The organism is Deltaproteobacteria bacterium GWC2_55_46 (assembly GCA_001595385.3).
In the GTDB taxonomy this organism is placed as follows: domain Bacteria; phylum Desulfobacterota; class GWC2-55-46; order GWC2-55-46; family GWC2-55-46; genus UBA5799.
Genome location: LVEI03000001.1, coordinates 1338947 through 1352020 on the forward strand (window position 1 = coordinate 1338947; position 13074 = coordinate 1352020).

Here is a 13074-nt window from a genome sequence, read left to right on the forward strand (position 1 = left end):
TACAAGGACTTGTCAGCCATGGACGCTGAAAAGAGGTGCGAAGGATGAGGCCCAGGAGGAACTACTTCATAAACAAGGGACTGCAGTCCAGGTTTGTGGCCGGTTTTTCCTTAGCCGTGCTCGCCGGGTTGCTCGCGAACCTCTTCATCGCCTATTTTTTAATTGACAGGGAACTTGCACAAGAGTTATATAAAATTCACATAAAGATAAGGACCACCTCAGAGATCGCGGTCCCTATCCTCATCAAGCTCAGCGCGATCACCGTATCCGCTATCCTTGTCTTTTCGGCGGTCATTGGCTTTTTTCTCACGCGCCGGATCGAGTTGCCGCTCCTTGAGCTCAGGGAGGCCGTAAGGAGGATATCCAGAGGGGACTTCACCCAGAGTATTTCACTAAAGATACCCGGCGAGCTTCCGTCAGTTTTCAATGCCATGTCCCGCTCCCTTGAGGCTGCCTTCAGTCCCATGATCAAATCAGGTAAAGCGCTCGAGAAGGAGTTCGACAAGCTCGGAAGCGGCAGCGCCCTTTCCGCAATGGAGCTCTCTGGCGCGCTCGACGCCCTGGCAGAGGCGCGCAGGACGATCTCACACGAAATCTCAAAGCTAAAGGTCTGAGAGGAGTTTTATGCAGCAATCGATCTCCACGTTAAAAAAGACGTTTTCAGCGCTGGCCCTTTCACTGGCCGTCCTTCCCCTTTCATTTTCAGCAGCCTCGGCCGACTGGCCGATGTTCCTTAAAAACCAGGCCCATCTGCCATATGTCGAGAAGGCGCCCCAGCCGCCACTGTCGCTTAAGTGGCAGTTCAAGACCGAAGGGCGCGTCTATTCTTCTCCCGTCGTTTACAAAGGCAAGGTCTTCGCCGGCTCATATGACGGTCACCTTTACGCCATAGACGCCACCACAGGCGAGCTCCAGTGGAAGTTCAAGACATCGGGGGAGATATACTCGACACCGGCGGTCGACCAGGACATCGTCTTTTTCGGCTCCGTGGACAGCTCCGTATACGCCCTTGACGCCAACACCGGGAAGCTCTTATGGAAATACGAGACCGGAGGCCCGGTGCTCACATCTCCGGTAGTCGCGGAGGGCAACGTCTACATAGGCTCCAAGGACCTCTACATTTACGCCCTGAGCGTGAAAGACGGAAAGAGGCAGTGGCGGATGCAGATGCAGGATTACGCGAAGTACAGCGGGGTCTACTCCTCTCCAGCCTACTCTGACGGCAACATCTACTACGCCGGGAAAAACGGCATCCTCTATTCCGCGTCAGCCAAAAGCGGCGGGAGGAACTGGTCGTTCAGGACCGATTCGGCCATCTACTCTTCTCCGGCGATAAAAGACGGCATCATATATTTTCCCGCATACAACAGGACCCTTTACGCCCTCAAGTTGAAGGACGGTACGTTCGCATGGAGAAAAAACCTGGGGAATAACCTCGTTTACGCCTCCCCTGTGGTGACGGACGACAAGATATACATAGCCTTCAAAAACGGGGAGATAAAGGCTTACAACAGGGCTGACGGCAACGAGACGGCGGCCTACAAGTTCCCTGACGAAGTGAACTCGACACCGGCTGTCTCAGCCAACGGGTTTCTCTACGTCGGCTGTGACGACGGCGGCGTTTACGGGGTAGACCTGAAGACCGGGACAATCGCCTGGAAGCACATGACCGAAGGCAGCGTGCAGTCCTCCCCCGCGGTTACCGATGACGCGGTATATATAGGCTCTGAAGACGGCTCTATCTACGCCTTCAGCGCCCAATAGCGATTTTCACGCATTTTTACAAACAGCCCAGACCGGCATCTAAAAAGAAGGTATCTTCCATGTCAAGGAAATCGGCGTTTTTGAAGGTATTATGCATCTCCGCTGTCATGGCCTTTGGCGCCTCATCCGCGCTTAAGGCGGCAGAGCCGCAAAAGGAAGCTCCCCCGCCGCCCTACGAAAGAAGCGACGCGCTCCTGACGGCCATCAACCCTCATAACCAGATAGGCGAGACGGGAGAGGTACTCTGGGGCACTTGCCTTATATGCCACAAGGAAGTGCCGGACGTAAAGAAGGCGAAATCGATAGAAGACGTAAAACTCTATTTCGAAGACCCGGTCCAGCTCTGCAGGAGCTGCCACACCGTCGCGAAGCATCCAGCCAGCGAGGGCGTGACCGTCGCGCTTGGTTTCAAGGCCCCTGACCACCTGAGGGTGCCCCCGAAGCGTGTCGTTGACAACATAAGGCTTATGAAGAAGGAAATACCGTTGATCATGCCGCTTGACCCGAAGACAGGAAAGATAATATGTTCCACCTGTCATAACCCGCACGAAAGAGGGCTGCTGCCCGGCAGGGGCGACTGGGGAGCCGATTACAGCCGCAGGCTCAGATCGGCCGGCCTCGATGTCTGTCAGTATTGCCACAGGAAATAGGGCTACTTCCTGATGCGTGAAATCCCATATGAAAAAAAGACGCCCAAAAGGGGCCTGCTCGCCGGACTGAAAGGTCTCGGGGCCGCGTTCGCGCTTGCCGCGCTTTCCATAGCGGCTGGCTGCGCCTCCGGCCCTGCCGTTCAAGAGGCGCTTGTACCTCAGACACCCCTTATCTGGCCTTCGCCGCCAGAGCCGGCAAGGGTCCAGTATATCAAGACCATCAGCAGGCCTGAGGACATAGGCGCGAGCAAGGGCTTTTTCCGGCGCGTTGCCGATCTCCTGCTCGGGTCTAAAAACGACAGGCTCATAAAGCCCTACGGCTTGACCATGGACTCAAGGGGCAGGCTCATCATAGCGGATACGGCGTTTAAAAAGGTCCATATATTCGACTTGACGGAAAAGGGCTACGAATCTATCGATGAGCCGGGGAGCGAGGTATTCGAATCCCCCATAGCAGCTGCCACAGACTCGCAGGACAATATATATATTACCGACTCAGTAGCCCGTAAGGTCTTTGTGTTAAGCCCCAGGGGGAAACTCCTCCGTTCCTTCAACGCCGGGGAACGGCCCACCGGCATCGCCATAAACAGGCAGGCAGGGCGGGTCTATGTGACCGATACCTCTTCCCACACCGTAGGCATCTATGACCTTGAGGGCAGGGAGCTCGGCTCCTTTGGTAAAAGAGGACGGGCAAACGGCGAGTTCAACTACCCGGTCGACCTGACGCTCGACCATGACGGAAATGTCTTCGTTATAGACTCTCTCAACTTCAGGATACAGATATTCGACGGCAAAGGCGTATTCCAGAGCTCGTTCGGCCAGCAGGGCGACGGCACAGGGGATTTCGGCAGGCCGAAGGGCATAGCCCTGGACAGGGACGGGCATATATACGTAGCGGACGCCCTCTTCGATACCATACAGATATTCGACTGGGACGGGAAGTTCCTGCTGAACTTCGGCTCTCTGGGGAGGTCTGCGGGGACGTTCTGGCTCCCGAGCGGGATATTCATAGACCAGGGCAACAGGATATACGTTTCAGACTCCTACAACAGCAGGGTGCAGGTCTTCGAGTATCTGGGGCAAAACTAAAGACAGCCCGGTTTCAGGCGATAATTGTTCTGAGGACGTTGTGATGGCTAAAAAAGAGCTGAACAGGGGAAACGGCAGGCGCGGCGCGCACCTGCTCAAGGCCTGCGCGCTGGTCATAGGGGGCTCGCTCGTGGCGGCCGGATACTCGCTCGCCACGGTAGCCGGTACCAAGCACAACTTCGGCTCTCTTTCCACCGCTGAGGTGAAATCCGGGTCTACGACCGAGATCTGCGTCTTCTGCCACACGCCGCACAACGCCTCGCCGTCAAACCCCTTATGGAACCAGCAGGACCCCGGGTCTACCTACAACGTCTACGAGAGCCAGACCCTTGCGGCAACTATCAGCCCGAACTCTCCGACGCTCGGACAGCCTACAGGCTCATCCAAGCTCTGCCTTTCCTGCCATGACGGAACGATAGCCATCGGATCGCTCCTCAACCTGCCGGGGGCGGCCGGGGATGGGCAGCTTACGGTTACCGGGTCAGGCATCACGGCCGGGAAGATAAGCTCCACCTCGACCTCTTACATAGGTACGGACTTGAGGGACGACCATCCCATCTCTTTCAATTATTCGCGCTCATATCCTTCGAACACCGAGATAACCGACAGCCTTTCGTTCCCTCCGGCCGTGCGCCTGGACAGCTCCGGCATGATGCAGTGCACAAGCTGCCACGACCCGCACGGCACAGCATTCTCAAAGTTCCTCGTGGCGAGCCTCGCAAACGGCGGGCTCTGCCAAACATGCCATGACAAAAGGTACTGGAGCACGAACCCCGCCATACACAGCACTTCGACCACCACATGGGACGGCAACGGTATTAACCCATGGAACGAAGACCTTGGGGACCCAGGGTTTACCGACGATACACCCGAGATGCAAAGCTGCCTGGCCTGCCATCGCTCCCACGGCGGCGCGTCAGGCCAAAGGCTCCTTAAGGGGACCGACCCGGGCACATCCGAGATAGAGGGCGAAGAGTGGACCTGCCTCAACTGCCATAACGGGAACGCGGCCTCCAAGGACGTTGAGGGGCAATTCAGCTACAGCTACAAGCACGACGTCAAGGGCTACTCCGGCCTCCACCTGCCTTCGAGGGACCTCGCAGGCGACCCCGCGAGGGAGTCGGCCTCGAACCTCGGGACCAACAGGCACGCCGAGTGCGCCGACTGCCACAACGGGCACGGCGCCAAGTCCGGCAGCCACACGATAGGCGGCACGAACGGGAATATAATCGGGGCGAACATACTCGGAAGCTGGGGGGTCAAGCCGTCTTTCTGGCCTTCGGCAGGCAACCCGGCGCAATCATATACGGTCGTCGATCTCACATCGCTTACGCCCGGGTCCGACAACCTCGAAGGGTATCTGTGCATCAAATGCCATTCCTATTACGCTTACGGCGCCATAGAGCCGTTCGTGCCTTCCGGCAACGCGGACGACTCGCAGGTGGAGCAGTCCGACCCGACCGCGGACTTCAATGTAAACAACATGGCCTATCACCCGGTCTTCGCGCAGGGGCAGAACAGACCATCTTCGAGCGCCAACTCCAACTGGCCCGCCAACGGCCTTGGCCTCTCCAATACCTTCAGGTATGTCGACTTCCCCGATGTCGGCGAACGCACAGGCTATTACAACATGAAGCACGACAGCAAGACGGCCTGCTCGGACTGCCATGGCTCCAGCGTAAGCTCCGACCCCTCTGGCGTACATGGGTCGAACGAGAAGTGGATACTCAAACAGAACATAACCGGCGTAGGCTCGATCAGGAACTTCTGCTATAACTGCCACAGGCGCGACGTTTACGGGGACGAGGGCTATGAGGGCCCGGAGGCCAACTTCTCAAGGGTGACACACCCGGTGGACGGCCTCGGCACAAGCTCGCCGTTTTACCAGAACGGCGCTGATACCGGCAACGCCGGGAACAAGTTCGGCATACTCTGCCTCTCCTGCCACGGCGGGGCCTATGACTCCACAACGAATCAGATGAAGGGCATACACGGCTCGAACGCGGCCGCCGGCCCTCTTTCCGGCTCGGACCCGCTCGGCTACAGGCTCATGAACGGGGCCTGCGTGGAATCCTATACCAGGCCTTCTACCACGGTGGACGGAAGGCTCGAGTTCAGGAGCGTGACCCCCGCGACTGACAAGGTCTGCAATAAGAATTTTACAAACTTTAATATACCAGCGGCCAGGGCCAACTATAACTGCAGCGCTATAGGCGACTGCTCGAACTGAAAAATAGCGCGCGCCAAGATCCTGAAATGCTGAAACTTTTAACATTCATAGCGGTCTTGACGCTCTTTACCGCGGTCACTTCGGGCCTCCTGGTAAGGGAATGCCGCTCTGCCGAGGAGGAAGAGGAGTGGCAGGCCAGAGTAAACCCTCACAGCTTCAGAGGCGAGCTCTGCTCCATGTGCCATAGCGAGCAGCCGCCGCTCCTTCTCAAGGACCAGGTGACCACATGCGTAAGATGCCACCCCGGGAATATCGGCAACCACCCGGTCACCAGGCATCCCATGGGGCTTATGCCGAGGATGAAGATACCGGCAAGCCTGCCTTTGACCGAAGAGGGCGAGATGGTATGCTCAACCTGCCATGAGCCCCACGGCAGGACCCCACACCCGAGGCTTTTGAGGATCGAGTACTTGAAACTCTGCGCCTCATGCCATAAAGGATATTGAGAATGCAGGCAATACAAAGGAGGTCGAAAGTGCGTAGCATCAGGTTTATGGGATTATTGGCGATACTGGCCCTGTCCATCGGGACCGGGTTTTTCTTCTATCAATGGGCTCAGGCCGGCACCGGCATGACCTGGGAAACGGACCTGCGCAAACCCAAGAACCCGGACACCTACGGGAACGTGGTCATATCCAGGAACACGCGCGAATCAGGGGTGATGAAGCCGGTGGTATTCCCGCACTGGGTGCACAGGGCAAAGTTCGCGTGCAAGGTCTGCCATACGGACATCGGCTTCGCGCTCAAATCCGGCGGCACCGACATAACGATGGCTCAGATACAGGAAGGCAAGCTCTGCGGAACATGCCATAACGGGCAGATAGCTTTCGAGCCGATCGACTGCGACAAGTGCCACTCCTATGGGCTGCCTCAGGAGAGGAAGATCTCCGAGAGGATAAAGGACCTCCCGCCGGACTTCTTCGGCAACAAGGTCGACTGGGTGAAGGCGATCGAAAAGGGCGCGATAAAGCCCGCCGCCTCCCCTGACGGCAAAGACGAGATGACAGGGTTCGACATGGACGTAATAATCCCGACGACAAAGTTCAAGCCGAGCCCGCCGGATGTTAAGTTCCCGCACAAGGCGCATACAGAGCTACTTGACTGCAGCTCATGCCATGATTCCATATTCAATCAGCAGGCGGGCGGCAACCCGGAGATGAACATGATGAAGATAATCTCGGGGCAGTACTGCGGCGTATGCCATTTGAAGGTCGCCTTCCCCATAGACGACTGCTTCAGGTGCCACTCTCAGCCGGCGCCTGTGGCAAAGGACCCCGACGAGAAGAAAGACGACAAGGCTACCGACAAAAAGTAGCTTTAGGTATTAATGATCGGAACGAAAAGGGCAGGCAGCTACCTGCCCTTTTCGTTTTTGACTGCCCCTTTCCACCTCCCCTCAAGTATGCTAATATCGGCCTATGGAAGTCATAACCTCCCATATAAACGCCGATTTCGACACCTTCGCCTCGATGGTAGCGGCAAAAAGGCTCTACCCTGACGCGGTGCTCGTCTTCGCCGGCTCCCTGGAAAAAACGCTCAGGGACGCCCTTCCCACCCTCCCCATTCCATCGCCTGTAAGCCGCATAAAGGACATCGACCTCTCGAAGATAACCCGTCTTATATTGGTAGACGTGAGCTCGCCCGCAAGGATCGGCCCCTTCGCTCAAGTAGTCTGCAGAAAAGGCGTGGAAGTGCACATATACGACCACCACCCTCGCGCGCCAGAGGACGTCCTGGGCAGCTTTGAGGTCAGGGAACCTTACGGCTCTAATACCACGGTGCTAACGCACCTTCTGAGAGAGCGCGGCATAAGGCCCACGCCGGAAGAGGCCACCGTCCTCATGACCGGCATATACGAGGACACCGGTTTTTTGAGCTATCCTTCGACCACGCAGAAGGATTTCGAGGCCGCCTCATATCTGCTTTCGTGCGGGGCGGACCTCAGTACCGTGTCAGACCTCTTGCGAAAGGAGCTCTCCCCTGAGGAGATATCCCTTTTAAACGAGTTCCTCCAGTCCGAGACGCGCTATGATGTCGGCGGGGTCGAGATAGTCATAGCCGAGGCCTATCTTGAAAAGTACAAGGGGGACATAGCGATACTCGCCCATAAGATGCGCGACATCGAGGGCATGGAATGCCTCTTCCTCCTTGTAGACTCAGAGGACAGGGTGCATATAATCGCCAGGTCGAGGAGCCCCAAGGCCGACGTGGGCAGGATATTGAAGGCGATCGGAGGGGGCGGCCACCCGAACGCGGCCTCGGGTACGATCAAGGGAGCGACCCTCGTCCAGGCAAGGGAGACGCTCCTTGCCGCCATACGGGAGAACATGCCTCCCGGCAGGAAGGCCGAGGACATAATGTCCTTTCCCCCCATTACCCTCGCGCCAAGGACGCAGCTTAACGAGGCTATCGAGGTAATGCGGCGCTACGGCATCAACGCGGCTCCTGTCGTCAAGAACGGCGACATCCACGGGGTGATAACAAGGCAGGTGGTCGACAAGGCCGTCTACCACGGCCTTGGCGAGGCTCCGGTAAAAGACTACATGACCACCGAGGTCGAATGGGTCACGCACGACACCTCTATCGAGAAGATCAGGGAGAAGGTCGTCGGCCACGGGCAGCGCCTGCTGCCCGTGCTGAAGGAAAAGAAGGTCGTCGGGGTCATAACCCGGACAGACCTCATAAAGCTACTCCAGGAGGAGCTGCGCGGTGCGCGGGAAGAGCCGAAAAAGATACGGGTCGTCTCCGGCCTCCTGAAAGAGAGGCTCCCTGCCTGGGCGACCGATATCCTGAAGGACGCGGGCGTGGTGGCCGCCTCGCACGGCTTCAAGGCCTATGCCGTCGGCGGGTTCGTAAGAGACCTCCTCATGAGGCGCGAGAACCTCGACATCGACATAGTCATAGAGGGCGGCAACGGGATAGTCTTTGCCGAGGACTTCGCCAAAAGACGCGGGGCCAAGGTACGGTCTCACCACAGGTTCAAGACCGCCGTAATCGTATTCCCCGACGGGTTCAAGCTCGACATAGCGACCGCACGGCTCGAGTATTATGAAAAGCCCGGGGCGCTACCCACCGTGGAGCAGTCGTCCCTTAAGCTCGACCTCTACAGGCGGGACTTCATCATAAACACCCTCGCTATAGCCCTCAACCCTGAGGACTTCGGCGAGCTTATCGATTTTTTCGGGGCGCAAAAGGACCTCAAGGAAAAAACTATCAGGGTGCTCCACAACCTGAGCTTTATCGAGGACCCCACGAGGATGCTAAGGGCCGTGAGGTTCTCCGAGAAGTTCGACTTTAGAATTGGCAAGCATACCCTCAACCTCCTTAAGAACTCGGTCAGGCTCGACGTCTTCAGGACCATCTCAGGGGCAAGGATATTCGAGGAGCTCAAGAGCATCCTGGAGGAGGAGACCTCCGGGAAGGCCTTGAAGAAGCTCTCTGAGCTGGGCCTCCTCAAGCTCATACACCCCTCGATCGAATGGGATAAGGGGGCCGAACGCCTCTACGAGAAGACAAAAGAGGCTCTCGCGTGGTATGAGCTGCTCTATACAAAAGAGAAGGCCGAGGGCTGGCTCGCGTTATTCCTCGCCCTTACTGCGCCATTGAGCGAAGTAGAGCTTGAAAAACTCGTCAGGCGGTTCGCCGTCTACGGCAAAAAAAGGCTTGAGGTATTGGCAAAACGGGGCGAGGGGCTAAAGGCCCTCGGTAGGATACACACCGGGATGATAAAGAAAAACAGCTCTATATACGAGCTGCTTGCCCCGCTCCCGATAGAGGTCGTCCTTTTCCTCCTGGCAAAGGCTGAGAAAGAAGGGGTAAGAAAGACCCTTTCCAATTACATAACGAAGCTCAGGTACACCACGCCGGCCCTCAGGGGGGCGGACCTTAAAAGGCTTGGCATCGAGCCTGGGCCCGCTATGGGGGATATTTTGAGGGTGCTATTGAGGAGGCGTCTCGATAACGAGCTTTCCACAAAAGAGGAGGAAGAGGAGGCCGTAAGGGGGCTGGTTCCCAAGAAGAGCAGGCACCGGAAGGCTGGGAATTAAATGCGACAGCCTGCTAAAGAGTGGCGCAAGCCCCGCTTTTTTATTTTTGCCAAATAAACGGGCATAAAGCTGGAGGCGGGGCGTGCGAGGAGGTAGGGGCAGCGAGCGAGCGTAGCCTTATGCCCAAAAAAAGCGCGGCAGCGAATAGACAAATCTTCGCCTCCTTTTGGATGTTGACTCTCCCCTTTCCTCACAATATTTGCATTGACCCGCCTTGCGCTCATCTGATAAACTTTTAGGTTACTGGTAAAAGCAAAGGATTTTTAAATGGTTCAGGATTTTCTCCAAAGGACGCTTCTTCTGGTGCCGCCTGTCTTGATGGCGCTCACTATACACGAGTGCGCCCACGCGTGGGTGGCCTACCGCATGGGGGACCCCACGGCAAAGATGCTCGGCAGGGTGACCCTTAACCCCTTAAGGCACCTCGACCCGATAGGCACCATGATGCTCTTTTTTTCAGGGCTTTTCGGCTGGGCAAAGCCGGTGCCTATAAACCCGAGGAACTTCAGGAACATATCGCGTTCGATAACGCTCGTCTCTATCGCTGGGCCGCTTTCGAACCTTTTTCTCGCGGCCATCTCCGCCCTTGTCTACAAGCTTTTCCTGATGGCAGGGCCGGAGTTCCTCGACACCATGCCTAATGTCTTGAGGCCGGTCTTCGCGATGACGGAGCTGAGCGTCATAATCAACGTCTCTCTTGCCGTATTCAACATGGTGCCCATACCGCCGCTCGACGGCAGCAAGGTGCTGGAGAACCTCCTGCCCCCGGCAAAGGCCTTCGCGTGGGCCAGGTTCGAGCAGTACGGCTTCCTGATACTTCTCGTCCTTATTGCCACGGGCATGCTCAACAAGTTCGTCTCGCCCGTAGTCTTCCTGATGGTAGGTCTGCTCACTGGAGGTATATACTGAAGATGGCGCGCGCTCGGGTATTAAGCGGGATGAGGCCGACCGGAAAGCTGCATTTCGGCCACTATCACGGGGTGCTTGCCAACTGGCTTCGCCTGCAGGAAGAGTACGATTGCTTCTTCTTCGTCGCCGACTGGCACGCCCTCACTACCGACTACGCCAACCCGGCCGGGATAAAGGAGAACATACGGGAGATGGTCCTCGACTGGTTCTCTGTCGGCATAGACCCGGCAAAGGCGACCATCTTCAGGCAGTCTTCCGTAAAGGAGCACGCCGAGCTTCACGTGCTCCTTTCGATGATAACCCCCCTGCCCTGGCTGGAGCGCAATCCGACCTACAAGGAGCAGCTACAGGAGATAAAGGACAAGGACCTGCATACATACGGCTTTCTGGGCTACCCGGTCCTTCAGACCTCCGATATAATCATATACAAGGCGAACAAGGTGCCCGTCGGCATAGACCAGGCCCCGCACGTAGAGCTCTCAAGGGAGATAACCAGGCGCTTCAACTTCTTCTACGGCGAGGTCTTCCCGGAGCCTGAAACGCTCCTTACGGCGATACCGAAGGTGCTCGGCACAGACGGCAGGAAGATGAGCAAGTCCTACAACAACGCCATATTCCTCTCTGACCCGCCTGAAGAGGTCGAAAAGAAGATACTCACCATGATGACCGACACGGCCCGCAAGAAGCGCACCGACGTTGGCTCGCCCGACCTCTGCCCCTTTTTCCTGACCTTCCACAACCTCTATTCTGATGAGTTGACCATCAGCTGGGTACGGGAAGGCTGCACAAAGGCCCTCATAGGCTGCATAGAGTGCAAAAAGTCGGTGATACCCAAGGTGCTCGCCACCCTTGAGCCGATACAGAAAAGGCGCAAAGAACTGGAAGCCGCCCCGGACAGGGTCGAAGAGATCATAAGCGAAGGCGCCAAAAAGGCCGCGCCCGTGGCCGCCGATACCATGCGGGATGTCAGGGCAAAGATGGGGCTTGGATAAAAGAACGGATGAAGTCTTTATATAATATAAAGCTCGACATATTCGAAGGGCCGCTCGACCTCCTTTTGCACCTCATAAAGAGGAACGAGGTGGACATCTACGACATCCCCATCGCCTCCATTACCGAGCAGTATCTCGAATACATCGAGATGATGAAGGAGATGAACCTCGATTTCGCCGGCGAGTTCCTCGTCATGGCCGCTACCCTCGTCCATATCAAGAGCAAGACGCTCCTGCCGGTCGACGAGGAGGCCACGCCGGAGGAAGAGGACGGGATAGACCCGAGGGAAGAGCTCATAAGGAAGCTCCTCGAGTACCAGCAGTACAAAGAGGCGGCAAAAGAGCTTGGCGAACGGGACCTCCTCGGCAGGGACGTGTTCGCGAGGGGCGCGGAAGTACCGCTCGATGAGCTTGAGGAAGGGGCCGCGTTCGTGAACGTCTCGGTCTTCGACCTCATGGAGGCGATAAGGGGCATACTTGATCGCGCTCCCAAGGAACGGACGCTGGAGATCACCTCTGAGCGCTTCAAGATCGCCGACAAGATCAACTACATAATGGAGCTGCTGGGCAGGGAAAAAAGCGCCCCCTTCACCTCGCTTTTCACGGACGGCGCTACAAGGGGCGAGGTGGTCGTTATATTCCTCGCGATACTTGAGCTGGCGAAGCTCCTCATGATAAGGGTCCACCAGACAGAGGACGGCGTCATAAGGGTATACATGCCTGAGGAGAAGAAAGAGGAAGCAGCAGGGCCTCAAGACCATACTCAGGAAGATAGCGCTCAGCAGACAACAGAGCAACAGCCAGAAGACCAAAAGGAAGAGTAGAGACCATGCTGGACAAGGAGAGCCTTAAGCCTGTAATCGAATCCCTCATCTTCGCTGCGGATAGCGCCATCAGCTTCGAGAAGATCCTGGGCGTGCTCGAAGGCGAGGAAAAAGCCGCTGTACGGGAGGCCCTCAACGAGCTCATGGAGGACTATCGCGCAAAAGCGGGCGGCTTTCTCATAGAAGAGGTCGCCAGCGGCTACCAGTTCAGGACCAACCCCGAGTTCGCTCCCTGGCTGAGGCGGTTTTTCAAGATAGGCATGCAGAAGATAAGCAAGGCCGCGATGGAAACCCTCGCGGTAGTGGCCTACAAGCAGCCCGTTACAAGGGGCGAGATAGAGGGCATACGTGGGGTCGATTCAGGCGGGGTGCTCGCCACCCTCATGGAGAAGAGGTTCATAAAGATAGTCGGGCGCAAAGAGGTGCCCGGAAGGCCCGTGGTCTATGGGACCACAAAGGAGTTCCTTGAGACCTTTGACTTAAGGGACCTCTCCTGCCTGCCGAGCCTCAAGGACCTCAAGAAAATGGAGGAAGAATATGCCCAGGAAGAAGGGCAAGGAGCTGCCGAGG

At 56.9% G+C, this 13074-nt stretch carries 11 protein-coding genes; all 11 read left to right on the forward strand.

The genetic code is table 11. The features are described from left to right. The first annotated feature begins 44 nt into the window (after positions 1-44). The 11 genes from A2V21_306290 (at position 45) to A2V21_306340 (ending at position 12504) form a co-directional block, all read left to right on the forward strand. The gene (locus tag A2V21_306290; GenBank protein ID OIJ73908.1) at positions 45-614 is read left to right on the forward strand and encodes a hypothetical protein; all 570 of its coding nucleotides are present in this window, start codon (positions 45-47) and stop codon (positions 612-614) included. Between the two features lie 10 nt (positions 615-624). Next, positions 625-1764, forward strand: a complete 1140-nt coding sequence (locus tag A2V21_306295; GenBank protein ID OIJ73909.1) for a hypothetical protein — start codon at positions 625-627, stop codon at positions 1762-1764. 59 nt (positions 1765-1823) lie between these two features. Beyond that, positions 1824-2414 carry a hypothetical protein gene (locus tag A2V21_306300; protein ID OIJ73910.1) on the forward strand — a complete coding sequence of 197 codons (591 nt, stop codon included), beginning with the start codon at positions 1824-1826 and terminating at the stop codon, positions 2412-2414. A 54-nt stretch (positions 2415-2468) separates the two neighbouring features. Continuing rightward, entirely contained in the window at positions 2469-3503 is a 1035-nt protein-coding gene (locus tag A2V21_306305; GenBank protein OIJ75079.1) for a hypothetical protein, read from the forward strand. A 43-nt stretch (positions 3504-3546) separates the two neighbouring features. Next, on the forward strand, positions 3547-5733 hold the full coding sequence (locus A2V21_306310; GenBank protein OIJ73911.1) for a hypothetical protein: 2187 nt from the start codon (positions 3547-3549) through the stop codon (positions 5731-5733). Positions 5734-5759: 26 nt separating this feature from the next. Further along, on the forward strand, positions 5760-6179 hold the full coding sequence (locus tag A2V21_306315; protein ID OIJ73912.1) for a hypothetical protein: 420 nt from the start codon (positions 5760-5762) through the stop codon (positions 6177-6179). A 56-nt stretch (positions 6180-6235) separates the two neighbouring features. Then, positions 6236-7048, forward strand: a complete 813-nt coding sequence (locus tag A2V21_306320) for a hypothetical protein (protein ID OIJ73913.1) — start codon at positions 6236-6238, stop codon at positions 7046-7048. 103 nt (positions 7049-7151) lie between these two features. After that, positions 7152-9779 (forward strand): hypothetical protein, encoded by a 2628-nt coding sequence (locus tag A2V21_306325; GenBank protein OIJ73914.1) that lies wholly within the window; start codon positions 7152-7154, stop codon positions 9777-9779. Between the two features lie 267 nt (positions 9780-10046). Then, positions 10047-10688: a hypothetical protein gene (locus A2V21_306330; GenBank protein OIJ73915.1), complete on the forward strand. Its 642-nt coding sequence runs from the start codon at positions 10047-10049 to the stop codon at positions 10686-10688. Positions 10689-10690: 2 nt separating this feature from the next. After that, positions 10691-11680, forward strand: coding sequence for a tryptophan--tRNA ligase (locus tag A2V21_306335; protein ID OIJ73916.1), 990 nt, complete (start codon positions 10691-10693; stop codon positions 11678-11680). Positions 11681-11688: 8 nt separating this feature from the next. Beyond that, positions 11689-12504: a hypothetical protein gene (locus tag A2V21_306340; GenBank protein OIJ73917.1), complete on the forward strand. Its 816-nt coding sequence runs from the start codon at positions 11689-11691 to the stop codon at positions 12502-12504. Positions 12505-13074: the final 570 nt, after the last annotated feature.

Coding starts and splice junctions, on each gene's coding strand:
- A2V21_306290 (OIJ73908.1), top strand. CDS start 45: ATGAGGCCCAGGAGGAACTACTTCATAAACAAGGGACTGCAGTCCAGG.
- A2V21_306340 (OIJ73917.1), top strand. CDS start 11,689: ATGAAGTCTTTATATAATATAAAGCTCGACATATTCGAAGGGCCGCTC.
- A2V21_306310 (OIJ73911.1), top strand. CDS start 3,547: ATGGCTAAAAAAGAGCTGAACAGGGGAAACGGCAGGCGCGGCGCGCAC.
- A2V21_306335 (OIJ73916.1), top strand. CDS start 10,691: ATGGCGCGCGCTCGGGTATTAAGCGGGATGAGGCCGACCGGAAAGCTG.
- A2V21_306295 (OIJ73909.1), top strand. CDS start 625: ATGCAGCAATCGATCTCCACGTTAAAAAAGACGTTTTCAGCGCTGGCC.
- A2V21_306325 (OIJ73914.1), top strand. CDS start 7,152: ATGGAAGTCATAACCTCCCATATAAACGCCGATTTCGACACCTTCGCC.
- A2V21_306300 (OIJ73910.1), top strand. CDS start 1,824: ATGTCAAGGAAATCGGCGTTTTTGAAGGTATTATGCATCTCCGCTGTC.
- A2V21_306315 (OIJ73912.1), top strand. CDS start 5,760: ATGCTGAAACTTTTAACATTCATAGCGGTCTTGACGCTCTTTACCGCG.
- A2V21_306330 (OIJ73915.1), top strand. CDS start 10,047: ATGGTTCAGGATTTTCTCCAAAGGACGCTTCTTCTGGTGCCGCCTGTC.